Origin of the sequence: Streptomyces sp. adm13(2018) (assembly GCF_008042145.1) — a bacterium.
In the GTDB taxonomy this organism is placed as follows: Bacteria; Actinomycetota; Actinomycetes; order Streptomycetales; family Streptomycetaceae; genus Streptomyces.
Genome location: NZ_RDBH01000114.1, coordinates 238,501 through 264,061, shown reverse-complemented (window position 1 = coordinate 264,061; position 25,561 = coordinate 238,501). Strand labels below are relative to the sequence as shown.

At 73.5% G+C, this 25,561-nt stretch carries 18 protein-coding genes, 1 pseudogene and 1 riboswitch; of the genes and pseudogenes, 9 read left to right on the top strand and 10 right to left on the bottom strand.

All coding sequences use genetic code 11. The features are described from left to right. Nucleotides 1-314 precede the first annotated feature (314 nt). The 3 genes from EAO70_RS13455 (at nucleotide 315) to EAO70_RS13445 (ending at nucleotide 4,057) form a co-directional block, all read left to right on the top strand. Nucleotides 315-1,511, top strand: a complete 1,197-nt coding sequence (locus EAO70_RS13455; protein WP_402118136.1) for a PP2C family protein-serine/threonine phosphatase — start codon at nucleotides 315-317, stop codon at nucleotides 1,509-1,511. Between the two features lie 230 nt (nucleotides 1,512-1,741). Beyond that, nucleotides 1,742-1,890, top strand: a riboswitch (cyclic di-AMP (ydaO/yuaA leader). 11 nt (nucleotides 1,891-1,901) lie between these two features. After that, a complete protein-coding gene (locus tag EAO70_RS13450) occupies nucleotides 1,902-3,047 on the top strand; it encodes a M23 family metallopeptidase (protein ID WP_148003227.1) in 1,146 nt (381 codons plus the stop codon). Between the two features lie 62 nt (nucleotides 3,048-3,109). Beyond that, nucleotides 3,110-4,057: an aldo/keto reductase gene (locus EAO70_RS13445; protein WP_148003226.1), complete on the top strand. Its 948-nt coding sequence runs from the start codon at nucleotides 3,110-3,112 to the stop codon at nucleotides 4,055-4,057. Between the two features lie 27 nt (nucleotides 4,058-4,084). Here EAO70_RS13445 and EAO70_RS13440 read toward each other — a convergent pair whose 3' ends face one another. The 4 genes from EAO70_RS13440 to EAO70_RS13425 all read right to left on the bottom strand — a co-directional run bounded on the left by EAO70_RS13440 (nucleotide 4,085) and on the right by EAO70_RS13425 (nucleotide 9,351). After that, nucleotides 4,085-5,413 (bottom strand): PrsW family intramembrane metalloprotease, encoded by a 1,329-nt coding sequence (locus tag EAO70_RS13440; RefSeq protein WP_187283873.1) that lies wholly within the window; start codon nucleotides 5,411-5,413, stop codon nucleotides 4,085-4,087. A gap of 70 nt (nucleotides 5,414-5,483) precedes the next feature. Then, nucleotides 5,484-6,320 carry a tRNA (guanosine(46)-N7)-methyltransferase TrmB gene (gene trmB, locus EAO70_RS13435; RefSeq protein WP_148003224.1) on the bottom strand — a complete coding sequence of 279 codons (837 nt, stop codon included), beginning with the start codon at nucleotides 6,318-6,320 and terminating at the stop codon, nucleotides 5,484-5,486. Between the two features lie 211 nt (nucleotides 6,321-6,531). Continuing rightward, nucleotides 6,532-7,716: an L-2-hydroxyglutarate oxidase gene (gene lhgO, locus EAO70_RS13430; RefSeq protein ID WP_148003223.1), complete on the bottom strand. Its 1,185-nt coding sequence runs from the start codon at nucleotides 7,714-7,716 to the stop codon at nucleotides 6,532-6,534. A gap of 156 nt (nucleotides 7,717-7,872) precedes the next feature. Beyond that, nucleotides 7,873-9,351, bottom strand: coding sequence for an MFS transporter (locus EAO70_RS13425; protein WP_148003222.1), 1,479 nt, complete (start codon nucleotides 9,349-9,351; stop codon nucleotides 7,873-7,875). 570 nt (nucleotides 9,352-9,921) lie between these two features. Here EAO70_RS13425 and EAO70_RS13420 point away from each other — a divergent pair. The 3 genes and pseudogenes from EAO70_RS13420 to EAO70_RS40330 all read left to right on the top strand — a co-directional run. Beyond that, the gene (locus EAO70_RS13420; RefSeq protein ID WP_148003465.1) at nucleotides 9,922-12,192 is read left to right on the top strand and encodes an asparagine synthase-related protein; all 2,271 of its coding nucleotides are present in this window, start codon (nucleotides 9,922-9,924) and stop codon (nucleotides 12,190-12,192) included. Nucleotides 12,193-12,313: 121 nt separating this feature from the next. After that, nucleotides 12,314-12,904: a Uma2 family endonuclease gene (locus tag EAO70_RS13415; RefSeq protein ID WP_410091277.1), complete on the top strand. Its 591-nt coding sequence runs from the start codon at nucleotides 12,314-12,316 to the stop codon at nucleotides 12,902-12,904. 72 nt (nucleotides 12,905-12,976) lie between these two features. Then, nucleotides 12,977-13,171, top strand: a pseudogene (locus EAO70_RS40330) (hypothetical protein); the annotation flags it as partial. Here EAO70_RS40330 and EAO70_RS13405 read toward each other — a convergent pair. Next, nucleotides 13,104-14,705, bottom strand: a complete 1,602-nt coding sequence (locus EAO70_RS13405) for a sigma-70 family RNA polymerase sigma factor (protein ID WP_410091271.1) — start codon at nucleotides 14,703-14,705, stop codon at nucleotides 13,104-13,106. The pseudogene EAO70_RS40330 and the gene EAO70_RS13405 overlap by 68 nt on opposite strands. A gap of 357 nt (nucleotides 14,706-15,062) precedes the next feature. Then, nucleotides 15,063-15,857 carry a TetR/AcrR family transcriptional regulator gene (locus EAO70_RS13400; RefSeq protein ID WP_402118127.1) on the bottom strand — a complete coding sequence of 265 codons (795 nt, stop codon included), beginning with the start codon at nucleotides 15,855-15,857 and terminating at the stop codon, nucleotides 15,063-15,065. 352 nt (nucleotides 15,858-16,209) lie between these two features. Here EAO70_RS13400 and EAO70_RS13395 point away from each other — a divergent pair, with 352 nt between their 5' ends. Together EAO70_RS13395 and EAO70_RS13390 are read left to right on the top strand one after the other, a co-directional pair. Continuing rightward, entirely contained in the window at nucleotides 16,210-17,574 is a 1,365-nt protein-coding gene (locus EAO70_RS13395) for an NAD(P)/FAD-dependent oxidoreductase (protein ID WP_148003219.1), read from the top strand. A gap of 106 nt (nucleotides 17,575-17,680) precedes the next feature. Continuing rightward, nucleotides 17,681-19,333: a SpoIIE family protein phosphatase gene (locus EAO70_RS13390; protein WP_148003218.1), complete on the top strand. Its 1,653-nt coding sequence runs from the start codon at nucleotides 17,681-17,683 to the stop codon at nucleotides 19,331-19,333. Nucleotides 19,334-19,354: 21 nt separating this feature from the next. Here EAO70_RS13390 and EAO70_RS13385 read toward each other — a convergent pair whose 3' ends face one another. After that, nucleotides 19,355-20,623 carry an MFS transporter gene (locus tag EAO70_RS13385; protein WP_187283872.1) on the bottom strand — a complete coding sequence of 423 codons (1,269 nt, stop codon included), beginning with the start codon at nucleotides 20,621-20,623 and terminating at the stop codon, nucleotides 19,355-19,357. 155 nt (nucleotides 20,624-20,778) lie between these two features. Here EAO70_RS13385 and EAO70_RS13380 point away from each other — a divergent pair, with 155 nt between their 5' ends. Next, nucleotides 20,779-21,345, top strand: a complete 567-nt coding sequence (locus EAO70_RS13380; RefSeq protein ID WP_148003216.1) for a MarR family winged helix-turn-helix transcriptional regulator — start codon at nucleotides 20,779-20,781, stop codon at nucleotides 21,343-21,345. 631 nt (nucleotides 21,346-21,976) lie between these two features. On the opposite strand, the gene EAO70_RS40325 is transcribed toward EAO70_RS13380, so the two are convergent. From EAO70_RS40325 to EAO70_RS13355, 3 genes are read right to left on the bottom strand one after another with little or no spacing between them, the layout of a single operon-like run. Then, nucleotides 21,977-22,537, bottom strand: coding sequence for a hypothetical protein (locus EAO70_RS40325; protein ID WP_410091270.1), 561 nt, complete (start codon nucleotides 22,535-22,537; stop codon nucleotides 21,977-21,979). Further along, a complete protein-coding gene (locus EAO70_RS13360; protein ID WP_148003215.1) occupies nucleotides 22,538-23,938 on the bottom strand; it encodes an ATP-binding protein in 1,401 nt (466 codons plus the stop codon). 20 nt (nucleotides 23,939-23,958) lie between these two features. Next, on the bottom strand, nucleotides 23,959-25,512 hold the full coding sequence (locus tag EAO70_RS13355; RefSeq protein ID WP_148003214.1) for an SCO6880 family protein: 1,554 nt from the start codon (nucleotides 25,510-25,512) through the stop codon (nucleotides 23,959-23,961). Between the last annotated feature and the right edge of the window lie 49 nt (nucleotides 25,513-25,561).

Here is a 25,561-nt window from a genome sequence, read left to right as displayed (position 1 = left end):
CGGGCACCCCCGTACGGCCCGCGGCCCGCGCCGTCCCGCTGCCCGCCGGTCACTCCTGGGGGTCGCCCCACCTGTACTCTCCTGCCCGGTCCGTACGCCAGTCGGCCCCGCGGGAGTCGCCGCTCCCGGCGGGGGCGGCGACCCTGGGAGGGCGCGGTACGGGCCGCGGCCGGGGACGGACCGGGCAGGAGAGTACAGGTCCCGGTCCGTACGCCAGTCGGCCCCGCGGGAGTCGCCGCTCCCGGCGGGGGCGGCGACCCTGGGAGGGCGCGGTACGGGCCGCGGCCGGGGACGGACCGGGCAGGAGAGTACAGGTGGGGCGACCCCCAGGAGTGACCGGCGGGCAGCGGGACGGCGCGGGCCGCGGGCCGTACGGGGGTGCCCGGCGGTTCCTGCGGGCGCTGCCGCCGCTCATGATCGTGGGCGGTGTCTTCTTCGACGTCCTGACGCCGGCCCGGTACAGCGCGGCGCCGATGTTCTCCGCCGCCCCGCTGATCGCGGCCCCCTTCTTCTCCACGCTCACGACGCTGCTCACCGGGATCGCCGCCGTGCTGGCCTCGGTCGGGCTGCACGTCTACAACAGGACCGCGGGCGAGATCTCGGCGTTCACCGAGTTCCTGACGGTGTTCACGGTCTCCGCGCTGGCCCTGCTGATCAACCGGGTCGTCCGCCGCAGCGGCGAGCGGCTCGCCTCGGCGCGGGTCATCGCGGAGGCCGCGCAGAAGGCGGTGCTGCCGACGCCGGCCGAGCGGATCGGCGGGCTGCAGTGCGCGGCGCGGTACGAGGCGGCGCAGGCGGACGCGTTCATCGGCGGCGACCTGTTCGCCGTCCAGGACACCCCCTACGGGGTGCGGCTCGTGACCGGCGACGTCCGCGGCAAGGGCATGGACGCGGTCGAGGCCGTCGCCGTCGTCATCGGGGCGTTCCGGGAGGCGGCCGAGCAGGAGCGGACGCTGGAGGGCGTGGCGCGGCGGCTGGAACGGGCCCTGGCCCGGGAGGGCACCCGCCGGCACGGTCTTGACGCCTTCGAGGGGTTCACCACGGCCGTCCTCGCCGAGATCCCGCGCGGGGACGGCGGCGGCACCTTCGACGGTTTCGTACGGGTCGTCAACCGCGGGCACCCGCCCCCGCTGGTGCTGCACGCCGACGGGCACCTGGACATGCTGGAGCCGGGCGAGCCGGCGCTGCCGCTCGGCATGGGCGATCTGGCGTCGTGGCCGGACCGGGCCGAGGCGCGGCCGTACCCGCCGGGCGCGACGCTGCTCTTCTACACCGACGGCCTCTCGGAGGCGCGGAACGCCGAGGGGGTCTTCTACGACCCGGCCGAGCGGCTGGCGGGGCGGATCTTCCCGGGGCCCGAGGAGCTGCTCGACGCGCTCGTGGACGACGTACGGCTGCACACCGGGGGCGGGTCGACGGACGACATGGCGCTGCTTGCCGTGAGCCGTCCGGCGACGGGCCAGCCGGAGCGGCGCCGGACGATGCCGGTGGTGCCGCCGGGCGTGCGCTGACCGGCCGCCGGGGGTCTGTCACCGGCCGTAGTCGAGAGGTGTCGCTGCGATAACAATTGACACAACGTCAGATCTCGGGGGTTTGGGCCTCTCTCGCTGAACGGGGGTCAACTCGGACCATTCCCTCCCAATTCAATGAATGATCAAGAGGAACGGCTTGGAAACGGGAGCCCGTGTCTATTAACGTTCGATAACGCAGCGCGGTCGTCCCAGCCGTCGCCAGACGGCACCGTGCGCACGCGCCGAATCCTGAAAAGGAACCGGGGAACCACCACTTGGGGTGAATCGGGCCCTTCGCACCTGTGTGCGACCGTGCCCGTAGGAGACCTTCCTGCTCCGAACCCGTCAGCTAACCCGGTAGGCGAGAAGGAAGGAAAGGAGCGCGCCTTCGTGGCGTCCAACACTCCCGCACCCGAAGTCCCCTTCGACGCCTTCGGTGGTGGTGCGGGTCCCGCCGCCCCGGACACCGAGTGGAACCCCACCGAGGGATCCCTCCGCTCCGGAGGTCGCCACCGGGTCGTCAAGCAGCGCTCCAACTTCGCGCGTTCCTCCACCGTCCTCGGCGTCGGCGTGATCGCGGCCGTCGGCGCGGGCGGCCTCGCCACCGCGCAGGAGAAGCCCCCGGTCGCGATATCGCTCCCGGACCTCCCCGACCTCAAGCTGCCGGACGCCCACGACCTCCCCGGCGTCGGCGACCTCCTCCCCGAGCAGGCCACCGAGACGGTCAGCGCGGAGCGCGCCAACCCCAACCCGCTCACCGTCGCCTCGTACGCCACCGCCGACGACCAGGGCACGCGGGCCCCGCGGATGCAGCAGGCCGGCCTGGTCACCCAGGGCGGCACGGCCGAGCAGGCCGCGCCCGGCGCCGGCGACGCGGGCGAGGCCCTGCGCGCCCGCATCCTCCAGCAGGCCGAACAGCAGCAGGCCTCCGCCGACGCCGCCGACAAGGCCGCCGCGGAGAAGGCGGCTGCGGAGAAGGCCGCCACCGAGGCGAAGGCCAAGGCCGACGCCGCGGAGAAGGCGGCCGCCGAGGCCAAGGCGAAGGCCGAGGCGGAGGCCAAGGCCAAGGCGGAAGCGGAGGCCAGGGCGAAGGCGGAGGCGGCGGCCGAGGCCGAGCGCCTCGCCAAGCTGGCCGCGAGCTACTCGCTGCCGCTCTCCTCCTACAGCCTCAGCGCCACCTACATGCAGTCCGGTTCGATGTGGTCCTCCGGCCACCACACCGGCCTCGACTTCGCCGCCCCCACCGGCACCCCCCTCAAGGCCGTCCACGGCGGCACGATCAAGTCGGCCGGCTGGTCCGGCTCGTACGGCTACCGGGTCGTCCTGGAGCTCTCCGACGGCACAGAGATCTGGTACGCCCACATGTCCTCGATGACGGTCTCCGCCGGTCAGACGGTGGGCACCGGCGAGACGATCGGCCGCGTCGGCGCCACCGGCAACGTCACCGGCGCCCACCTCCACATGGAGGTCCACACGCCCGGCGGCTCCGGCCTCGACCCGGCGCAGTGGCTGCGCTCCAAGGGCCTCAGCCTCTGACCCGGCGGCCCGCCCCCGCAGGATGACGGAATAGGCCCGGCGGTGCCGACGGTTGTCCCACCATGACGACCCTCCGCCCGCTGGGCAGCTCCGACCTGCACGTCTTCCCGCTCGCCCTGGGCGGCAACGTCTTCGGCTGGACCGCCGACGAGGAACAGTCCTTCGCGGTCCTCGACGCCTACACCGCCGCCGGCGGCAACTTCGTCGACTCCGCCGACGTCTACTCGGCCTGGGCCGAGGGCAACCGGGGAGGCGAGTCCGAGACGGTCATCGGCCGCTGGCTCGCCGCCCGCGGCAACCGCGCCGACGTCGTCGTCGCCACCAAGGCCGGCGCCCACCCCGACTTCAAGGGACTCTCCGCGCCCACCCTCAAGGCCGCCGCCGAGGCGTCGCTGCGCCGCCTCGGCACCGACTACATCGACCTCTACTACACCCACTTCGACGACGAGTCCGTCCCCGTCGAGGAGATCGTCACCGCCCTCGACCAGCTGGTGAAGGCCGGCACCGTGCGGGCCGTCGCCGCCTCCAACATCTCCCCGGAGCGGCTGCGCGCCTCCCTCGACTTCGCCGAGGCCGAGGGCCTCACCCGTTACGTCGCCCTCCAGCCGCACTACAACCTGGTCTCCCGCGACACCTACGAGGGCCCGCTCCTGGAGACCGTCGAGCGGGCCGGCCTCTCCGCCGTCCCCTACTACGGGCTCGCCGCCGGCTTCCTCACCGGCAAGTACCGCCCCGGCACCACCGTCGACAGCGCCCGCGCGGCCGGCGCCGGCGGGCACCTGGACACCGAGCGGGGCCGGGCCGTGCTCTCCGCGCTCGACACGGTCGCCGAGGCGCACGGCGCCGAACTCGCCACCGTCGCCCTCGCCTGGCTCGCCTCCCGCCCGACCGTCGCCTCGCCGATCGCCTCGGCCCGCACCGTCGAACAGGTCCCGGCGCTGGTCGCGGCGGCGGACCTCACCCTCGCGCCCGGGGAACTGACCCTCCTGACCGAGGCCTCGGCGGTCTGAGCGAGGTCGAGATCCGGAGGGGACGGCTCAGCTGCGGTACGGGTTGAAGCCGTCGTAGTCCAGGTACTGCGGCGGCGCCCAGACCTGGCCCGTCGCCCGGGCCGCGTACGTGAGGGCCGGGGAGGCCACCGCCCGGCGCTGCCACAGGTGGTGCAGCAGCTCCTGCTCCCGGGCCGGGAAGTCGGGCCCGGCCGTGCCGCGCCGGGCCCGGTCCCGCAGGAACGCCAGGGTCGTCGCGAAGGACTCGTACTCGCCGACGGCCCGCGCGGCCGGCTGCCCGTACGTCCGGGCGGCGAAGGCGCGGGCCAGCCGGCGGGCGCGCATCGAGGACAGCGCGAGCGGCTCGGCGGGGGAGAGCCAGCCCGCCGCCGCGTACGCCGGGAGCACGCCGGATATCGTGCGCAGCTCGCGCTGGCTGCTCCAGACCGCGAGCCAGGTCAGCAGCCCGAAGGCCGGGACCATGAGCGCGCCGTAGACCGCGTAGAAGACCAGCGGGCCGCCGAAGGTGGCCGAGCCGTTCCAGGCGGCGTGCAGGCCCATCGCGAGCAGCAGTCCGGCGGCCGGCAGCAGCACCCGGCGGAGGCGCCTGCCGCGCGGGGCGAGGGCGGCGAAGCCGAAGCCGATGCCGGTGAGCACGGTGAAGAGGGGGTGCGCGAACGGCGACATCACCACCCGGACGAAGAAGGTGGCGGCCGTCACCGAGCCGATGCCGGTGGAGCCGAACTCCTGGTCCTCGCCGAAGGCGTTCCCCAGGTACAGGATGTTCTCGGTGAAGGCGAAGCCGGTGGCCGTGAACCCGGCGATCACCACGCCGTCCACCAGCCCGCCGAAGTGCCTCCTGCGGAAGAGGAACAGCAGCAGGATCGCGGCCGCCTTCGCGGTCTCCTCCACCACGGGCGCGACGACGGTCGCGCCGAGGGTGTCGGCCGAGGTGGGATCGGCGGTGGCCGTCGCTATCCAGCGGACCGCGAAGGAGTTCGCCAGGATCGCGACCAGCGCGGCGGCGAAGGCGCCCCAGGCGAACGCGAAGAGCAGGTTCTTCCAGGGGCCCGGCTCGACCCGGTCGAGCCAGCGGAACGCGGCCATCAGCAGCGGTACGGGGAGCACGGCCAGGCCCAGACCGACGAGGAAGCCCTCGGTGCCGGTCTGCTCGCGGACCAGCCCGAGGATGAACAGGGCGCAGATCGCGAGCACCGTGACGAGGGCGACGGCCCGGAACACCCGGCTGCGCCAGAAGTCCCGGCGGGGCCGGTAGCGCCACTGGGACCGGTCGGCGGCGGCCGGGAAGGCCGGCTCCTCGGTGTCCCGGTGGGGGACGGGAGCGGCGCCGGCTTCGGTGGGGGCGGTGAAGGACACGTGAGCGACCCTAACGACCTCCACCGACAGGCGGGAAAGGGTTGAGCGCAGAGCGGTGTCTTCCCGCGGGTCACTTCCTGCGGAAGAGGAGGTCGTTCACGACGTGGCCCTTGTCGAGGCCCTGTCCCTCGAAGCGGGTGAGCGGCCGGAAGTCGGGCCGGGGGGCGAAGCCGCCGTCGGCCCGGGTGTTCTCGAAGTCGGGGTGCGCCGAGAGCACCTCCAGCATCTGCTCGGCGTACGACTCCCAGTCGGTGGCGCAGTGCAGCACGCCGCCGGGCTTGAGCCGCGTCGCGAGGAGGCTGAGGAACTCGGGCTGGATGAGCCGCCGCTTGTGGTGGCGGGCCTTGGGCCAGGGGTCCGGGAAGTACACGCGGCAGCCGTCGAGGGAGTCCGGGGTGAGCATCTCGCGGAGCAGGATGATCGCGTCGCCGTTGGCGACCCGCACGTTGCTCAGGCCGTTCCGGTCGGCGAGGCCGAGGAGGTTGCCCTGGCCGGGGGTGTGGACGTCGACGGCGAGGATGCCGGTGCCCGGGTCGGCGGCGGCCATCTGAGCGGTCGCCTCGCCCATGCCGAAGCCGATCTCCAGGACGACGGGCAGCCCGCCGAACATCGCGCCGAGGTCGAGGACCTGCCGGCCGTCGATGTCGAGACCCCAGTCGGGCCACCGCTTCAGCAGGGCCTCCGCCTGCCCGGTGGTGACGCGGCTGCGCCGCGGCTGGAAGCTGCGGATGCGCCGCTCGTGGTGAGACCCGGCGGGATCGGGCAGGGGGCCCTCGCCGGCCGCGAACCGCTGACTGCCGCGCTGCGCGACGGGCCGTACGGACTCGGCGGGGGCGTGCGCGACGGGCTGTCCGGACTCGGCGGGGGCGTCGGCGGGACGCGCGGTGTTCTCTGGCTGCTCAGACACAATGCGCCAATCCTAAGGCGCCGGTCCGGGGCGGGCGGGCCCGCCGGGTCCGTCCGGGGCGGGCCCCGGGACCGGCCCGGGACGGCGGGTGTCCCGCGCGTCCGCTGGAGCAGGGCCGGTGTCCCGCGCCCGCGACAGCTTGGCCCGTGTCCCACTCGCCCGCGACAGCACGGCCCGCCCGCGGGAGCTCGGCCGGTGTCCCGCGCGTCCGCTACAGCAGGGCCAGTGCCCGGTTCGCGACCTCGCGGCCGATCGGCAGCGACGCCGTCGCCGCGGGCGAGGGCGCGTTCAGCACGTGGACCGTCCGCGCCGCCTCCCTGATCAGGAAGTCGTCGACCAGCGTCCCGTCCCGGAGCACCGCCTGCGCCCGCACCCCGGCGTCCGCCCGCCGCAGGTCCGCCTCCGAGACCACCGGCAGCAGCCGCCGTACCGCCTCGGTGAAGGCCCGCTTCGACACCGACCGCCGCAGCTCCCCCGCCCCGTACCGCCAGTGCGCCCGGGCGATGGCCCAGGAGCCGGGCCACGCGAGCGTGCCGGCCAGCTCGCGCGGGCGGACGACCGACCAGTCGTAGCCCTCGCGGGCGAGCGCCGGGACCGCGTTCGGCCCGATGTGGACGCCGCCGTCGATGCCGCGCGTCAGGTGCACTCCGAGGAACGGGAAGGCGGGGTCCGGCACCGGATAGACGAGGCCCCGCACGAGCGAGGGGTCCCGGAGCTCGTAGTACTCGCCGCGGAAGGGCACGATCCGCATGCCCGGGTCGTCGCCCGCCAGCCGCGCGATCCGGTCGCAGTGCAGCCCGGCGCAGTTGACCAGGACCCGAGCTCGCACCACCCGGCCGTCCGCCGTCCGCACGGCGACCCCCCAGGGGCGCCGGTCGATGACGGTGACCTCCGCCCCGTACAGGATCCGGGCCCCCGAGGACTCGGCGAGCCGCCGGGACACCGCCCCGTAGTCGCAGATGCCGGTCGTGCCGACGTGGATCGCGGCGAGGCCCCGGACCCGGGGCTCGTACTCGCTGATCTGGGCCGGGCCGAGCTCGCGCACCGGGATGCCGTTCTCCCTGCCGCGCTGCACGAGCGCGTGCAGCCGGGGCAGTTCCTCGCGCGCGGTGGCGACGACGAGCTTGCCCGTCACCTCGTGCGGAATGTCCCACTCCGCGCAGAACTTGACCATCTCGGCCGCGCCCTCGACCGCGAACCGTGCCTTGAGCGAGCCCGGCCGGTAGTAGATCCCGCTGTGGATCACCCCGCTGTTGCGCCCGGTCTGGTGGCTCGCGAGCGCCTGCTCCTTCTCCAGGACCGTGACCCTGGTGCCGGGAGCGGCGCGCGTCAGGGCGTACGCCGTCGACAGACCGACGATCCCACCGCCGATCACCAGCACGTCACAGTCAAACACCAGCGCCACCTCCCACCCCCGATAGTGCACTGGCCCACTGACAATCCCGTGAAACCTCGCGCGGCGGCACGAGACGCAGGTCACGCCGCGACCGCCCCGCACATCGGGGGGCGGCCCGGCCCCTCACGCGGGCGCGACGAGCGAGGGTCCGGCCCCTCACGCGGGTGCGACGAGCAACGGCCTGGCGCGTTCCCGCAGTTCCATCACCCGGGGCTCGTGCCCGTACGGTTCGAGCCGGTGCAGCAGATCCCGTACGTACTCGGTCGTCCGCGCCGACGAGATCCGTCCCGCCACCTCCACCGCGCGCGTGCCCGCCGCGCAGGCCGCGTCCAGGTTCCCCGACTCCAGCTCGGCGACGGCGGAGACCACCAGCCGCAGCCCGTGCGAGCGGACGAACTCCTCCGTCGGCCGCGAGAGCGCCTGCTCGGTGAAGCGCCGCACCTCGCGCGGCGCCTTCAGGTCGCTGTAGCACTCGGCGGCGTCGGCGCAGAACCGGTCGTACGAGTAGAAGCCCAGCCAGCTCGGGTCGCCGTCACCCTCACGGGAGCGCTCCAGCCAGCCCTCGGCGGACTTGAGCGCGGCCGCCGCCGCGACCCCGTCGCCGGCCTTCGCGTGCGCGCGTGCCTCGACGAGCCGGAAGAAGGACATGGTCCGGGCGGTGGCCAGCCCCCGGTTCCGCTCCAGGGCGGCCTGGGCGAGGTCGACCCCCTCGTCGGCGAAGCCCCGGTAGGTGGCCTGGAGGGACATCGAGGCGAGGACGTAGCCGCCGAGGGGCACGTCGGCGGCGGCGCGGGCGAGCCGCAGGGCCTGGATGTAGTAGCGCTGGGCGGCCTCCTGCTGCCCGGTGTCGAAGGCCATCCAGCCGGCGAGCCGGGTCAGCTCGGCCGTGGCGCCGAAGAGGGCCCGGCCGACCTCGTCGGAGTACGAGGCGAGCAACAGCGGGGCCGCGTCGACCCGTAAGCACTCGGGGACCATGGACGAGCGCCAGTCCCCGCCGCCGTACTTGGAGTCCCAGCGGCGCGCGTCCTCGGCGGCCTCGCGGAGTTTGGCGACGTCGCTGTGGCCCACGCGCACGTGCTCCCCGGCGGCCGCGGCGCCGCCCGCCGTCCCCGGCGCGCCGCCCGCGCCGCTCGCGGGCCCGGCCCCCGCCGGGCGCGGTGCCTCGCGCTCCACCGACGGGTCGGCCGGGGTGATCAGCCAGCGGGACGTGGGCGTGGCGTACGCGCTCACCGCGAAGGAGCCGGCGAGCGACTGCCAGATCCCGCCGCCGGCCCGTCGGCCGGCGAGATCCAGCCGGTACAGGTCGGTGGCGGAGCGCACCGCCTCGCCCACGTCGCGCGGGAAGGCGAGACCCACCTCGGGCGCCGGGTCGGCGTCGGCGAGCCCGATCTCGTGCAACGGCACGGGCCGGCCGAGCTTCTGCCCGATCGCGGCGGCGATCAGATGCGGCGCGGCGCCCTGCGGCACCATGCCCTTGGACACCCACCGGGCGACCGAGGTCTTGTCGTACCGAAGCGTCAGACCCCGTTGCGCACCGAGGTCGTTGACGCGCCGGGCCAGCCCGGCGTTGCTGATTCCCGCGAGGGCGAGAACCGTGCCGAGCTTTTCGTTCGGCCCGCGTTGCTCCCTGGACATGACGCCACCCCTCGACAACCCAGACGGCCGCCACGACGCCGGGCATAGGCGTGCGGCATTCGTAAACACAGCGTAGTTCGCCGCATCCCTACCGTTAAGGGGCGGTGTTCCGTATGGCGAGATTGTTGTGTGAAAGACCGACAGACGGGCCGGGGCGCCCGGCCCGTGCTCCCGCCGTGTGGCCGTGCGCCCGGCCGTGCGCTCTCTCGGCCCGGCCGGGGGAGCGCTTCCATGAGGAGCGCGTGGGTCGGCCCGCTCGGCCGGGAAAGTGTCCCGGACCAGTGGGCTGGGGGATACCGCCGCCCCATTCCCCGCGGGCGGCGCACGGCCCCGGGAGGCGGGAGCGCCTCCCGGGCTGCCGGTGGCGGGTGTGCCGCGTCGTGCGCGGACGGGTGCCCCGGACGCCTCCCGGCCCCTCTGCGGAGGGGCGATATTTGGCCGAATGACGCCGGTGTCCAACTGGCCCATGCCAGGGGCGCATTCGGCTTTCGCGCGCGTGCACCCGGACCCCGCCCCGTGCGCCGTTGTCGTGGCAGCATGTCTCCCACCGAAACGGATGCGGAGGCGCCGATGCGATGGCTGGTGGGCTGGAGCAGTGTCGCAGCGGGCTTCGCAACGACGACCGGACCCCGGGCGGGCTCGGTGAGCGGCTCGTACGGTGCGAACGGCTCGTACGGCTCGTACGGCGGCAACGGCTCCGGCGCCGGCCGCGGCTCGGGACCGGGGGCCGGTCATGGCTCCGGATCGGGCGCCGGCCGCGGCTCGGCCTCCCCCCACGGTCACGGAGGCCGGACGTCCGCCACCGGGGGGCGCACGGTGCAGCCGGTGGGCGCACAACTCCTCTGGGGCGATCCCGATCCGCTCTGGGCGGTCGGCGACTGGCGGCCCGACGAGGTGCGCGTCATCGCCGTCGACGACCACACCCGCCTCGCCGTCCTCGGCTGCTGCGCCGCGAGCGACGAGGAGCTGAGACTCGGCCTGCTCACCGCGCGCGGCGGCGCGCTGCGCCACCTCACCGCCTGGCCCGGCAGCTACACCGCGGTCGTCAAGGCCGGCCGCCGGGTCACCGTCACCGGCGACCTCGCGGGCGCCCGGCCGGTCTTCCACACCCCGTGGGACGGCGGCACCGCCTTCGCCACCGCCGCCCTCCCGCTCGCCGACCTCGTCGAGGCCCAGCTCGACATCGGCCACCTCGCCGCCCTCCTCGCCTGCCCCGAGACACCGGAGGCGCTGCGCGACACCACCCCGTACGAGGGGGTCCGCCGGGTACCGCCCGGCCACGCGCTGATCCTCCGGGAGGGCTCGCGCGAGATCACCGGCTACGAGCAGGTCGCCTCGCTCGCGGTCGCCGCGGCCGAGACCGACCCCCGGCAGGCCGTCGAAGGAGTCAGGGACGCCCTCATCGAGGCCGTACGCGCCCGGCTCACCGCCCCGCGGCACGCCCCCGAGGCCCCGCTGCCCGACCCGGGCCCGGTGCCCGGCATGGGGCCCGCCGACCGGCGCGCGGCCCGCGGCTCGGGACCGGCGCCCGGCATCGGCGCCGACCTGTCCGGCGGCAGCGCCTCCGGCACGCTCGCCCTGCTCGCGGCGGGCCTCCCCGGGGTGCCGGGCACGATCACCGGACACGGCACGGGCGCGGGGGAGAGACTCCTCGCCGTCACCTTCAACGACCTCGCCACGCGCGCGGGTTCCGGCCGCGAGGACGAACTGAAGCGGGCCGGGGCCCTCGCGGCCGACCCGCGCCTGCACCACGTCGTCGTCGCCGGCGGCGAGGAGGCACTGCCGTACGCCGTGCTGGACGGGCCGCTCACCGACGAGCCGGGTCCCTCGCTCGTGACGGCCGAACGACACCGCAGACGCCTGGCGGGCGGCAGCGCCGACCACTTCACCGGCATGGGCGCCAAGCAGGTCCTCGACGCGCATCCGGCCCGCCTCGCGGACCTCCTGATGGACCGCAGACGGCGCTCCCTGGTGCGTCCGGTGACGGCACTCGCGAAGGCCTCGGGGCCCACGGCCGGCTCGCTCCTTGTGCCGCTCACGGTGTACCGGGCGGCCCGGAAGCTGGCCCGCACCCCGTACCGGACCGGTCTGGAGGCCGCCGCCCAGCGGGTCCTGGAGGCGAACCGCACGGCCCCGGACGGCTTCGGCCCCCTGGAGGCCTCCCTCTCGGCACTCGCCTGGTCCCGGCCGGGTCCTGCGGCGCGCTGGCTGACGGGGGAGGCGCTGGCCGAGGTGTCGGTGCGGCTGAACCGGGCGGCGACCCTGCCGGCGTCCGTCCAGCGCCCGGGCGAGGCACGCGCACGTGCCGCGCTCGCGCGGGCGGCGGCCGACCACCGGGTCCTGGAACAGGCCGCCGAGATCCGCGGCCAGCGCCTGCACGCCCCCTTCCTCGACAACCAGGTCGTCCGGGCCTGCCGCGTCCTCCCGGAATCGCTCCGGGTCCAGCCCGACGCCCGGGCCAACGTCCTGCGCACGGTCCTCTCCGGCGCCGGCATCCACGACCTCCCCGCCGGCTGGGGCGCCCCCCACCCGGCGGTCCCGGCCGGCGCCACGCGCGCGGGCCTGCGCGCCGCGCTGCCCCACCTGATCGCCCTCTTCGACGCGCCGCTGCTCGCCGACGCCGGGCTGATCGAGGCCCGCGTGGTCCGCGAGGCCCTCCGCTCGGCGGCCGACGGGGCCTCCGTCCCCCTGGACGGCCTCGCCGATCTCGTCTCCACCGAGCTCTGGCTCCGCCGCCTCATGTCCCGCCGGGGCTCCTGCTGGACCAGCACCACCGAACCCCGTGCCCACCGCGCGGTCCAGGGCCCCCTGATCCCGGCGTCGAGATCCCTGCCGGCGTGAGACCCGCCCGCCGGGCGAAACGTCCCAGCACGCTCGTTCGAGTGAACGACTCCCGTAGCGCTGCGGGGTCGCGTCCTTAAGCTGGGAGCGTCGCACCGAGCGAAGGAGGTCCAGCATGGCGATGCCGCTGCCGGTTCCCGAGGACGCGTTCTCCGAGGGCATGCCCGACCGCGAGGGTGCGAGTGTGCAGGAGACCTTCGAGCTGTTCAGTGCGCTGGCCCCCAAGGGCTGGCGTGTGGAGCTGATCGAAGGGGAGATCAACGTGGTGCCTCCGGCCAACGGAGAGCATGAGGAGATCGTTTCGGAGCTGAACGGTCAGGTCCGAGATCACGACAAGGGCGTCGGGCGGTACACGGGTATCGGCCTCAGCCTGCCCGGGACCGCCGACGTGGTCAGAGTCATCCCGGACCTCGTCATCGCCCCCAAAGGCAGCTTCGACGACCAGCAGGAGTGGCACACACCCGACCCCGTCCTGCTCGTCGCCGAGGTGACCTCCTCGTCCACCGCGCGCCGCGACCGCGTCCAGAAGATCCGGGCCTACGCGCGCGGGGGCATCCCGCTCTACCTGCTGATCGACCGCGAGGCGGGTGAAGCCGTCGTGTGCTCCGAGCCCTCCGGGGACGACTACGGGCACAAGTCCATCCACAAGCTGGGGACAGTCGTCGCGCTGCCCCACCCCCTCGGCTTCGACCTGGACACCTCCGCCTTCTGACGGCGGGACCCCCGAGGGCGCACCGGGGTAAACCCCGAGGCGTACGTCAGTGCCACCCGACACAATGAGCCGGTGCGGTATCTCATCCTCGGCACCACCGAGGCCCTCGACCCCCGTGGCCGCAGCCTCCCCGTCGGCGGTGCCCGGCTGCGCGCGCTGCTCGCCGCGCTGGCGCTGCGCGGCGGACGGCCCGCCTCCCTCACCGAACTCGCCGACGACGTCTACGGGGACTCCCCGCCGCAGGACGCCCCCGCCGCCCTCCAGGCCACGTCAACGCCGGGATCCCCGCCCTGCTCCCCGTCGCGGTCATCGGCTGGTTCGCCGCCGGGTACTCCCTCAAGGCCGCCGGCATCGTCGCGGGCGGCGCCGTCGGCGCGGGCTCCGCCGGTACGACGGGGGTGACGACGGGCTGGGTGGCCCGGGGCGCGGACACGGGCTGCGGGTCCCCGGCCATGGCCCAGACGAGCCCGGCGGCCGCGGCGACGGCCACGGCGGCCGCGATGCCTGCCTTCGCGGGCGCGCCGAGCCCTTCGGCGGCGGCGCCGGAGGCCGCACCGCTGGAGGCCGCACCACCCGAGGAGCCGGTGGCGGCCGCCGCGGCGCCGGCCGCGCCCGCGCCGACGGCGCCGCCCGCGACGATGCCGGCGGCCTTGAGGGAGTACCCGGCGGCGAACCAGCCGATGACCGCGACGGGGAGCAGGGCGGGGATCCCGGCGTTGACGTGGGCCAGTTCGCCGGCGGCGAGCCGGCACTTGGCGCACTCGTCCAGGTGCTTGCGCAGGCCGCGTTCGGCCCGCATCCGCAGGCCGCCGCGGGCGTAGGCGCCGAGTCGGTCCGCGTACCGGGCGCAGTCGCCGCCGGCGGTGAGGGACTGGCTGACATGGGCCTGGAGGTAGGCCTGCTTGAGGCCTTCGCGGGCGCGGCTGGCGAGGACGGCGGTGGCGTTGGCGGTGAGACCGAAGAGGGGGGCGACCTCGCTGGGGGACTCCTCCTCGACGGTGGTGTGCCACAGCACGGCCTGCCAGCGCTCGGGCAGGGACCGGAAGGCCTGCATGGCGAGCGACTGCTCGGCCTCGTGCATGGCCAGGACGTCGGCGCCGAGGTCGAGGCCCGCGCCGAAGGACGCGTTCTGGTCGGAGACCTCGGAGGCGCGGGCGGCCTCGGCCGCGAAGACCGCGAAGTCCTCGACGAGGTGTTCCCGCCTCTGCGTCTTCGTCCAGTGCGCGGCGACGCGGCGGACGGTGGTCATCAGGTAGGCACGTACGGCCTGTTCGGGTCCGGCCCCGCCGCGGACGGCCTGCAGGGTGCGGGCGAAGACCTCGGCGGTGAGGTCGTCGGCGGTGTGCGCGTCCCGGCAGCAGGTCCTGGCGTACCTGCGGACGGCGTCGGAGTGGCGGCGGAAGAGCTCCTCGTACGCGGAGTCGTCGCCCTCCCGCATGAGCTGGACGAGCTCGGGGTCGGAGGGCGGGAGTTCGCGGGGCGGCGGCAGGACCGTGTCGTGCTCGTGCTCGTCCGCGGCGGGCGGGTCGAACCGGGCGGCGGTCCCGGAGACGGGCTCGCGGCCGGAGGTCTTGGGCTCGCGCTGCTGCGGGACGCTGGCGTCGAGCGGTCCGGCCGCGCCCGCGGCGGGTGATGCCGGCGGACTCGTGAGGGCGGCCGCGGCTCCGGGGCCGGCCGACCCGACCGGGTCCGGAGCGCCGGAGAGTCCGCCCGGTCCGCCCTGGTTGGGCACCTGCCGGGAGGGCGCGTCCCCCGCCTCCGCGGGGCCGCCCAGCGGCTCGTCCCGACTGTCACCGCTCATCGCGGAAGCCCCCGTACGCACGCTCGGACCCGAACACCGGGAAAGCCTGCCACAGAGCGCGGGCACACCGAGGCGTCGCGTCCACTTACCACTCGTCCGGGGCGACTTCGGGTATCCGGGCGTAACCGATCACACGTTCGTGTCATGCTCATTGATCCGCCCGGAGCAACCGCCCCGGCACACGCACCGGCCCCGCACAGCCGCCACGGCGCCCCGGTCACCCGGCACCCCCGGGACCACGAACCTTCCGGAGCGTGCCAACGCTCCCGGAGTAGGCCCAAGCCCCGGAGTACGCCGAAGCGCCCGCCCCGCGCCGGAGCGCGGGCGGTCGTCGGCCGACTCCTACCGGACCGGCTCCTACCGGGAGCGCAGTCCCTCGATCAGGATGTCGAGGAGACGCGTCGAGGCAGCCGCCTGCTGCACCGCGTCCGGCAGCGCCGGGGCGGCCGTGGCGATGACGAGGAGGACGTCGGCCACGGTCACGTCGCTCCGCAGCTCACCCGCCTCCCGCGCCCGGTCGACCAGCCGACCGACCACCTCCAGGAGCTCCGCGGCGCCCGAGTCGTCGTTCTCCTCCACCGGTACGGCCCGCGGCGCGACCACGCGGACGTCCGCCTGCTCGCCGACACCCCGCTGGTGCGGCACCCGCGCCGCGTCGTCCGCGTCGAGGGAGTCGCCGCCGAGCGGCAGCACCGTGACGTCGTCGACGCCCACCCGCAGCACCTGCGGCGGAAGGAGCCGGCCCGCGCCGGAGGCCACCGACGTCCGCAGGAACCGGGAGAGCGCCGACCACGGCTCGTCCTCCTGGCCGAGCGCGGTCCGCGCCTGGTCGGTCAGCCGAGCGGTCTCCTCCTCGGCTATTCGCCTGACCAGCACGTCCTTGCTCGGGAAGCGGCGGTAGACGGTACCGACGCCGACGCGGGCGCGACGCGCCACGTCCTCCATCGGAGCCCCGTAACCGAGCTCGCCGAACACCTCGCGCGCGGCCCGCAGGACGTGCTCCAGATTGCGCTGGGCGTCCACCCGCAGCGGCGCGGACCTGCCGACCACCGGAGCGCCGTGGCGCTCGGAGCCGACGACGCCCGCGTGCGGGCCGTCGTCCACGGTCGCCGTCCCGGCGCCTGCCTGCCATCGTGAATCCTGAATATGCATAAGCGTTCCCCCGCTCACGATGTCTCCCCCCGGAGACTCCCCGCCCTGAAAAGGGGTTTCGGAGGACGAGCGCAGCGGTCCACGCGCTCCCGTCCGGCACCCCGACGAACTACGAACATAGTTGAGTCGGGGTCAATTCAGAAGGGGGAGTTCCGTACGGTGCGCCCCCCGATCGGAGCAAGGACCGGATCACTCCCGATTCCGGCCCCCCGGAGAGCCCCGTCCGGCCACCCTGACCTGCGCCGTTCCGCCCGTGCCCCCCTCGCGAGCCACCCTTCGCCTCCACACCCCTCCGGTCACACAATTTGCCGGGGCTGTGGACAAACCACGGACGGCGGTGCGTCATGGGACAGTGACCGAACCTGCGCGCATTCTCGTGGTCGGCGGTGGCTACGTCGGCATGTACACCGCGCTGCGCCTCCAGCGGCAGCTCAGGGCCGAGCTGAGAGCCGGCTCCGCCGAGATCGTCGTGGTCACGCCCGAGCCGTACATGACGTACCAGCCCTTCCTCCCCGAGGCCGCCGCCGGCTCGATCTCCCCGCGCCACGTCGTCGTGCCGCTGCGCCGGATCCTCGACCGCTGCCGGATCGTCATCGGCGAGGTCCTCTCCGTCGACCACGCCAAGCGGACCGCGACGCTCTCCACCCTCGCGACCGCCGAGGAGGGCACCGGACCGGTCGCCCTCGCGTACGACGAACTGGTCATCGCACCCGGTTCGGTGTCCCGCACCCTCCCGGTCCCCGGCCTCGCCGAGCACGGCATCGGCTTCAAGACCGTCGAGGAGGCCATCGGGCTGCGCAACCACGTCATCGAGCAGATGGACATCGCCTCCTCCACCCGCGACCCCGCGATCCGCGACGCCGCCCTGACCTTCGTCTTCGTCGGCGGGGGCTACGCGGGCGTGGAGGCGCTCGCCGAGCTGGAGGACATGGCCCGCTACACCGCGCGCTACCACCACAACGTCCGGCCCGAGGACCTCCGCTGGGTCCTCGTCGAGGCCTCGGACCGGATCCTGCCCGAGGTGGGCGAGGCGATGGGCACGTACGCCATCCGCGAGCTGCGCGGCCGGAACATCGACGTACGCCTGGAGACCCGCCTCGAGACCTGCGAGGACCGGATCGCCGTCCTCAGCGACGGCACCCGGCTCCCCACCCGCACGGTCGTCTGGACCGCGGGCGTCAAGCCCGCCCCCGTCCTCGCCGCCACCGACCTGCCCCTGAACGAACGCGGCCGGCTCCGCTGCACTGCCACCCTCGCCGTCGAGGGCGTCGAGCACGCCTGGGCGGCCGGCGACGCCGCCGCCGTCCCCGACGTCACCGCGAAGGCACCCGGCGGGGAGTGCGCGCCCAACGCCCAGCACGCCGTCCGCCAGGCCAAGGTCCTCGCCGAGAACATCACGGCCTCCCTGCGCGGGCAGCCGCTCAAGGAGTACGCGCACGCGTACGTCGGCTCCGTCGCCTCCCTCGGCCTCCACAAGGGCGTCGCCCACGTCTACGGACGGAAACTCAAGGGATACCCGGCCTGGTTCATGCACCGCGCCTACCACCTCAGCCGGGTGCCCACCTTCAACCGCAAGGCACGGGTCCTCGCCGAATGGACCCTGTCCGGCCTGTTCAAACGGGAGATCGTCTCCCTCGGCTCCCTGGAGCACCCCCGCGCCGAATTCGAACTCGCCGCCGCCCCACCACCCGACCACGGCGACAAGCCGTCGTCCTGACATCACTGTCAGTGCACTCGTCCACACTGGACGTGTGACCATAGGTGGGCTCACACCTGCACAGCGTGACTCTGCACGGCACCGACACCACGAGGCATAGAGATCCGTGAACTTCACCCGTTGGAGCGCCCGGCTCCCCGGCACACAGCGCCGCGCGGCGCGGGGGACCGAAGGCTCCGTGCCCGCCGCCCGCGGTGAGTACGCCCAGCAGCTGGAGCACCTCGCCCGCGAGGCAGCCGAGGCGGGCGGCCCCGTCGCCGTACCCGCCCTGGAGGACTTCTCCGTCCGGGAGCTCCTGGGCCGCCTCCCCGGCCTGGTCGCCCTCGCGTACGGCCCGGAGCACCGCATCGCGTACGTCAACGACGCCTATGCCGCCGCTTTCGGCCCCCGCCCCGCCGGCGTCCCCGTCGCCGACACCTGCCCGGAGGCCGAGGAGCTCGGCCTGCTGCCCCTCATGGACCAGGTGCTGCGCAGCGGCAAGCCGCGCACGGTGAAGTCCCGCCGCACCCAGGACGGCGGCTCGTACACGGTGACGTGCCTGCCCGTGGAGAGCGAGCACCTCGAAGGCGGCGGAGTCCTCGTCCACGCCGCGGACGTCACCGACCACGCGGAGGCCGCCGAACGGCTCCGGACCAGCGAGCGCCGCCATCGCGAGACCGCCGTCACCCTCCAGCGCTCGCTGCTCCCGCAGGACCTGGAGCAGCCCGACGACCTGCGGATCGCCGCGACCTACCAGCCCGGCGGCACCGACGCGGCCGTGGGCGGCGACTGGTACGACGTGATCACCCTGGGCGCCGGCCGCACCGCGCTCGTCATCGGCGACGTGATGGGCCGCGGCGTGCGCGCCGCCGCCGTCATGGGCCAGCTCCGCACCGCCGTCCGGGCCTACGCGCGCCTGGACCTGCCCCCGCACGAGGTGCTCCAGCTGCTGGACGGCCTCGCCGCCGAGATCGACGCCAGCCAGATCGCCACCTGTGTGTACGCGATCCACGACCCCAGCGAGGGAAAGCTGGTCTACGCGTCCGCGGGCCACCTCCCGATCCTCGTCCGCGACGAGGACGGCACGGTCCGGTGCGCCGAGGACCCCACGGGCCCGCCCCTGGGCACCGGCGGCTGGCTGCACGCGTCCGGATCCATCGCCCTGCCGCCCGGCTCGACCGCCGTCCTCTACACCGACGGCCTGGTCGAGCGGCGCCGCGAGGACATCGACGAGGGCGTCGCCGCCCTGGCCCGCGCGCTGGCCGGGGCCAGCGGCACCCCGCAGGTGGTCTGCGACCGCCTGCTCCGCTCCCTCGGGGTCACCGCGGAGCACGACGACGACGTGGCCGTCCTGGTCGTCCAGCACCCCTCCCGCAAGGGGGCGGACGCGGAGCTCTTCCACAACGCGGCCCTGGAACTCCTCGGCGGAGTGGAGGCCGCCCCCCGCGCGCGTGCCTTCGCCTCCGGGGTCCTGTCCTCCTGGCGCTTCCCGGTCGAACTGCGCGACCTGGGCGTCCTCGCCACCAGCGAACTGGTGGGCAACTCCCTCCAGCACGGCACCCCGCCCATGCGGCTCCGCCTGCGCCGCACCGACCGCCGCCTGATCATCGAGGTCACGGACGGGGACGACCACCTGCCGCGCCGCCGCAGGGCGGAAACGGAGGACGAGGCGGGTCGCGGGATCTCGATCATCGCGACGATCGCCTCGTCCTGGGGAAGCCGCCGCACACCGGGCGGCGGCAAAGCGGTCTGGTGCGAGTTCGCCCTGCCCGACCACTAGGGCCTGTCGTCAGGCCCCGGCTCAGGCGGCCGCGGTCTCCTTCTCGGGCAGGTGCTGCGCCACGACCCGGGACGGCTTCACGGCGAGCGACGGCTGGTTCTGCTCGGGGGTCAGCTGCCTGCCCAGCCGCACCGCGAGGAACGTGATGCCGAGCGAGAAGAGCACGAAGGTCACGATGTACGGACCGTGCAGGGCGGCCCCCATGGGCCCGCCCACGGCGGGACCGACGGCCAGGGCCAGCTGCTTGACCAGAGCGAACGCCGAGTTGTACTGCCCGACCATCGACTCCGGCGCCAGATCGGCGACCAGCGGCGCCACGGTCGGCGACAGCATCGCCTCACCGAGCCCGAACAGCGCGTACGTGGAGACGAACGCCGCCGTCGCCATCGCCTGGCTGCCGTGCCCGAGCCCCGCGTAGCCGGCGATCAGCCAGGCCACCGTCCAGATCAGACCGACGGCCCCGATCACCCGGGTCCGCCTGCGGCGCTCGACGAACCGGAGCACCAGGAACTGGGCGGCCACGATGACCGCCGTGTTCGCGGCCAGTGCGATGCCGAGCGTCGAGGGCTGGATGCCGGCGGCCTCCGTGCCGTACGCGGCGAGACCCGACTCGAACTGCCCGTAGCAGGCGAAGAAGAGGACGAAGCCGAGGACGCACAGCTGCACCATCGCCTTGTGCCCGAGCAGCGCGCGGACACCGCCGCCCTTCCCGCCCTCGGTCGGACGAGCGCCCTGGAACGCCGGGGAACCCGGCATCCGCACGGTCCCGACGACCGCCGCCAGGACCAGGAACATCGCCGCCTCGATCGAGAACAGCAGGATGAAGCTGCCCGGCCGGCTCGTGTCCACCAGCAGACCGCCGATCAGACCACCGACACCGAGGCCCAGGTTCTGCAGGAAGAACTGCATGGCGAACGCCCGGGTGCGCCCCACGGGCGTCGAGCACCAGACGATCATCGTGGCGAGGGCCGGCTGGAGCACGGCCGTACCGGCACCGAGCAGCGCCGCGGCCCCCACGGCAGCGGGGACGCTCGACGCGAAGCCCATGGCGACCGCGCCCACGGCGGCGACGACCGAGGCGACCAGCAGGACCGGCACCGGACCGCGCCGGTCGATGGCCCGCCCGCTGAACGGCAGCACCACCAGCGCGGCCATGGCGAAGACGGCCAGCACGACGCCCGCCGTGGCCGCGCCCAGATCCCGCACCTGCGCCACGTACACATAGAGGTACGGCACGGTGAAGCCGAGTCCGAACGCGCTCAGCGCGCTGCCTGCCTGAATACGGCGCATCGCTGCACCCCTCGCCTTGGTCACACTCACCCACTTCGGTCGCAGGTTCAGAGGTGTAGCCCTGAACCTTGAAGACTTCAACACTAAAGTTAGAGCTTTAACAGTACACACCGAAGGACTTCAACGCCAACGAGAGCCGTGGGATACTCGCCTGCATGTCCGACACCCCCGAACGGTCCGGCCCGCAGGCTCACCAGGAGCCGAGCCTCGACGAGCAGATCGCGGCCTACCAGCGCGAGTTCCGCGACCTCGACCCCCAGGTGGAGAAGGTCGTCTCGGCCCTCGGCCGGCTGAACCGACGGATGAACGTGGCGTACGGACGCCAGCTCGCCGACCTGGGCATCAGCAACGCCGAGTGGGAGGTCCTCAAGACCCTGGTGCTCGCCGGCGAGCCCTACCGGCTCGGCCCGGGCGAACTCGCCAAGCGGCTCGGCCTCACCCCGGCCGCGATGACCCACCGCATCGACCGCATGGCGGGAGAGGGCCTGGTCACCCGCGACCGCGACGAGAACAACCGGGTCCGCGTGATCGTCGAGCTCACCGACGAGGGCCGTTCGAAGTGGCTGGAGGCCATGCGCATGGCCACCGACTTCGAGGAGGAGCTCCTCCAGGACCTGACCTCGGACGAGCGGGGAGTCCTCGGCGAGGTCCTCATCCGGCTCCTCCGCCGCGTGGAGCTCACCCAGCCGGACGCGGGCGGCCGCCTGACCGACCTGGACTGACCCGCACGGCTCACGAAGGGCCATCGGAGGGGGGTTGACACGCCCCTCCCCGATGCGTAGTGTTCTCCGAGTTGTCACAGAGCCGGAACGGTTCTTCGGCAACCACCTCCGCCGCTTGAAGCGGCACCTCTACTCAGCACGATCTCCCCACCGGGACGAATTTCGGCATGCCGAAATTCATTTCGAATGGCCTCGATTATGAGTCGCCAGGGGAATCCGCTAGAGTTTGAGACGTCGGAACGGCCCAACAGCCGGAAAAACAAACCCCGCTGACTGGGCATCAGACGCCGAAAGGATCTGATAGAGTCGGAATCGCCGAAAGGCCCCCGGAGCGAAAGCGAAAGGGACCGGAAAGCACCGAGGAAATCGGATCGGAAAGATCTGATAGAGTCGGAAACGCAAGACCGAAGGGAAGCCCGGAGGAAAGCCCGAGAGGGTGAGTACAAAGGAAGCGTCCGTTCCTTGAGAACTCAACAGCGTGCCAAAAATCAACGCCAGATTAGTTGATACCCCGTCCATCTTCGGATGGCAGGGTTCCTTTGAAAGTCCTGCCGGCCCTTGTGGCTGGTGGGCAACATACACAGCGAGGACGCTGTGGACGGTCGGCCACATTCCGGCATGACCGTCCCGCTCAACGCGAGTGGGCCGGGGGAGTGGCCGGCTCGCGGACGGACTCGTCGTGCCGGGAGTCCCGGTGGGCGGAGTCCCTGTGCCCGGAGTCCCTGTGCCCGGAGTCCCGGTGCTCGAAGTCTCGGTGGGCGGGCTTCTCGTACGCTCCGTCGGTTCCGCCTCGGGTGGCCCGTACCGGCTCCTCGTCCGCCCCGTAGATCCCCGCCTTCCTGTTCGCGCGGACCGCGCGCCAGCGGGTCACGGTGCCCAGGACGAAGACGGCGAGGACGAGGAGGATCATCGCCTCGCCGATCAGCAGGCCCCAGAACAGGCCGTAGCCGGAGAGCTCGCCCGGCGGAGTGGCCGGCCAGGCCGCCGCGAGGTCCGTCGGGGCCGTGACCAGGGAGCGCAGGGCCGAGGGCGTGCCCGTGAGGGCGACGCCCTGCGGCCAGGCGCCGTGGGAGAAGAGGCCGGACAGGCCGGTCGCCGTCCACACCAGGACCGTGAGGCCGAGGAGGAGGCCGAACAGGCCGAGCAGCAGCCCGTCGGAGATTCCTCCTCCGCCCTTCCGTGCCGGTTCCACCTACGCCACCGTCGACTGCGAGGTGCCGTTCATCTGCTGCTCGATGAGGATCGCGCGCTGCTCCGTCTCCCATTCGAGGTCCGGGTCGCCGGTGGGGTCCGAGGCCTCCGTCATGGCGCGGTCGGTGTAGACGAGCGGGCGTTCCTTCTCGGTGATGAGGTGTTTGACCACCTGCACGTTGCCGTTGACGTCCCAGACCGCGATGCCGGGGGTGAGGGTCGGGATGATCTCGACCGCCCAGCGGGGCAGGCCGAGCACCCGGCCCGTGTTGCGTGCCTCGTCGGCCTTCTGGGCGTAGATGGTCCGGGTGGAGGCCATCTTGAGGATCGCCGCCGCCTCCTTCGCCGCCGCTCCGTCGACGACGTCGGAGAGGTGGTGGACGACCGCGACGAACGAGAGGCCGAGGCGGCGGCCGAACTTCAGCAGCCGCTGGAACAGCTGGGCCACGAAGGGGCTGTTGATGATGTGCCAGGCCTCCTCGACGAGGAAGATGCGCTTCTTCCGGTCGGGGCGGATCCAGGTGTGCTCCAGCCAGACGCCGACGATCGCCATGAGGATCGGCATGGCGATGGAGTTGCGGTCGATGTGGGAGAGGTCGAAGACGATCAGGGGCGCGTCGAGGTCGATGCCGACGGTCGTCGGGCCGTCGAACATGCCCCGCAGGTCGCCGTCGACGAGGCGGTCGAGGACGAGGGCGACGTCCAGGCCCCAGGCCCGTACGTCGTCTATGTCGACGTTCATCGCCTCGGCGGATCCCGCCTCGGGGTGGCGGAGCCGCTCCACGATGTCGGTGAGGATCGGCTGGCGGTGGGTGGTGTGTTCGACGACGTGGGCGTGGGCGACCTTCAGCGCGAAGCCGGAGCGCTCGTCGAGGCCGTGGCCCATGGCCACCTCGATGATGGTCCGGAGCAGGGCGAGCTGCCCGGTCGTGGTGATCGACGGGTCGAGCGGGTTGAGGCGGATCCCGGCGTCGTTCGCGACCATGGGGTCCAGGCGGATGGGGGTTATCCCCAGCTCCTGCGCGATGAGGTTCCATTCGCCGACGCCGTCCTCGCCCTGGGCGTCGAGCACGACGACCTGCCGGTCCCGGAAGCGGAGCTGGCGGAGCACGTACGTCTTCTCCAGCGCCGACTTGCCGTTGCCGGACTCGCCGAGGACCAGCCAGTGGGGGGCGGGGAGCTGCTGCCCGTACAGCTGGAAGGGGTCGTAGATGTACCCCTTGCCGCTGTAGACCTCGCGGCCGATGATCACGCCGGAGTCGCCGAGGCCGGGGGCGGCGGTCGGCAGGTAGACGGCCTGCGCCTGCCCGGTGGAGGTGCGGACGGGCAGCCGGGTCGTCTCCACCTTGCCGAAGACGAAAGCGGTGAAGGCGTCGGTGACGGCGGACAGCGGATCTCGCATGGGTCTGTGCCCCTTCGGCCTTAGCGGCGGATGCCGGTCGCGAACGGCAAGGTGTTCACAAAGGCCCGGTGGTGCTCGCGGTCGCACCACTCCAGCTTCAGGTACGACTTGCCGGCGGAGGCCCTGATCGTGCGCTTGTCCCGGGCCAGGGCCTCGGGCGAACGCGACGACACGGTGATGTACCCGACGAGGTTCACTCCGGCAGCGCCGCTGGCGAGATCTTCACCCCGCTGGTCGAGCCGGCCGTGGGCGGCGATGTCGCGCGGGTCGACCGTGCGGTTCATCTTGGCGGCGCGGCTGGCGTCGGCCTCGTCGTTGGTCTTCTCGGTGAGCATCCGCTCGATGGCGACCTCGGTGGGCTCCAGGTCCATGGTCACGGCGACCGTACGGATGACGTCCGGGGTGTGGACGAGCAGCGGGGCGAGGAAGTTGACGCCGACGGGGGTCATCGGCCACTCCTTCACCCAGGCGGTGGCGTGGCACCAGGGGGCGCGGGTGGAGGACTCGCGGGTCTTGGCCTGGAGGTACGTCGGTTCCATCGCGTCGAGTTCGGCGGGCCAGGCGTTCCGCTTGGTCATGGCCTGGATGTGGTCGATGGGGTGGTCCGGGTCGTACATGGAGTGCACGAGGGAGGCGAGCCGGGACTGGCCGAGGGGCTGGCGGACGCGGATGTCGGCCTCGGCGAGGCGGGCGCAGATGTCGGTGAGCTCGCGGGCCATGACGACGGCGAGGCCGGCGTCGCGGTCGAGCTTGCGGGCGCCGGAGGCGTGCTTGGCGGCGCGGGCCATGGCGTTGGCCTCGGCGGCGAGTTCGCGGGTGTAGTGCATGCAGGCGACGAGGTAGGCGCGGTGCTGCTCGCTGGAGGTGGAGACCATCGACTGGAGCTGGTCGTACGACTCCATGAGCCACGCGGGCGCGTTCTGGTCGCCGCGCTGGCCGACGTCCTTGGCGTGGGCGTCGGGGTCGGCGGGCAGGGTGCGGGCCAGCATCTGGAGGCGGGTGACGAAGCCGTCGCCGTTGGCGACGTGCTTGAGGAGGGTGCCGAAGCGGTCGACCAGGGCCTCCTGGTCCTCGCTGTCGCGCAGGCCGACGCCGGGGCCCTCGATCTCGATGGCGGCGGTGACGGTGCGGCGGTCGGCGTGCAGGAGGACGGCGATCTCGTCCGGGCCGAAGGGCGCGGCGAGCCAGCCGACGCGGCCGATGCCGGGCGGCGGGCCGACCTCGACCTCGCGGCCGTCGAGGCGGGTGCCGGCCTCGGAGACGACGGAGCGGTAGGCCGTGCCGCGCTTGAGCATCCGCTTGTAGCTGCGGTTGATCTCGAACCACTTGTAGAACGTGCGGTGCTTGTACGGGAGGTACACGGCGGCGATCGCGAGCATCGGGAGGCCGGCGAGGAGGGCGATCCGCAGGGGGAGGAGGGGGACGAGGAGTCCGCTCATCATGCCGAGGAAGGCACCGACGATGATCAGGGCGATCTCGCCGGTCTCGCGGTTCTTGCCGACGATCGCGTTCGGCCGCGCGCGGCCCACGAGATACGTGCGGCGGGGCGCGACCGGCTGGGACTGGGTCGTCAACGCCCTGCACCTCCAGAGTTCTTGCGGCTACTGTGCGGGGTTCCCGCGG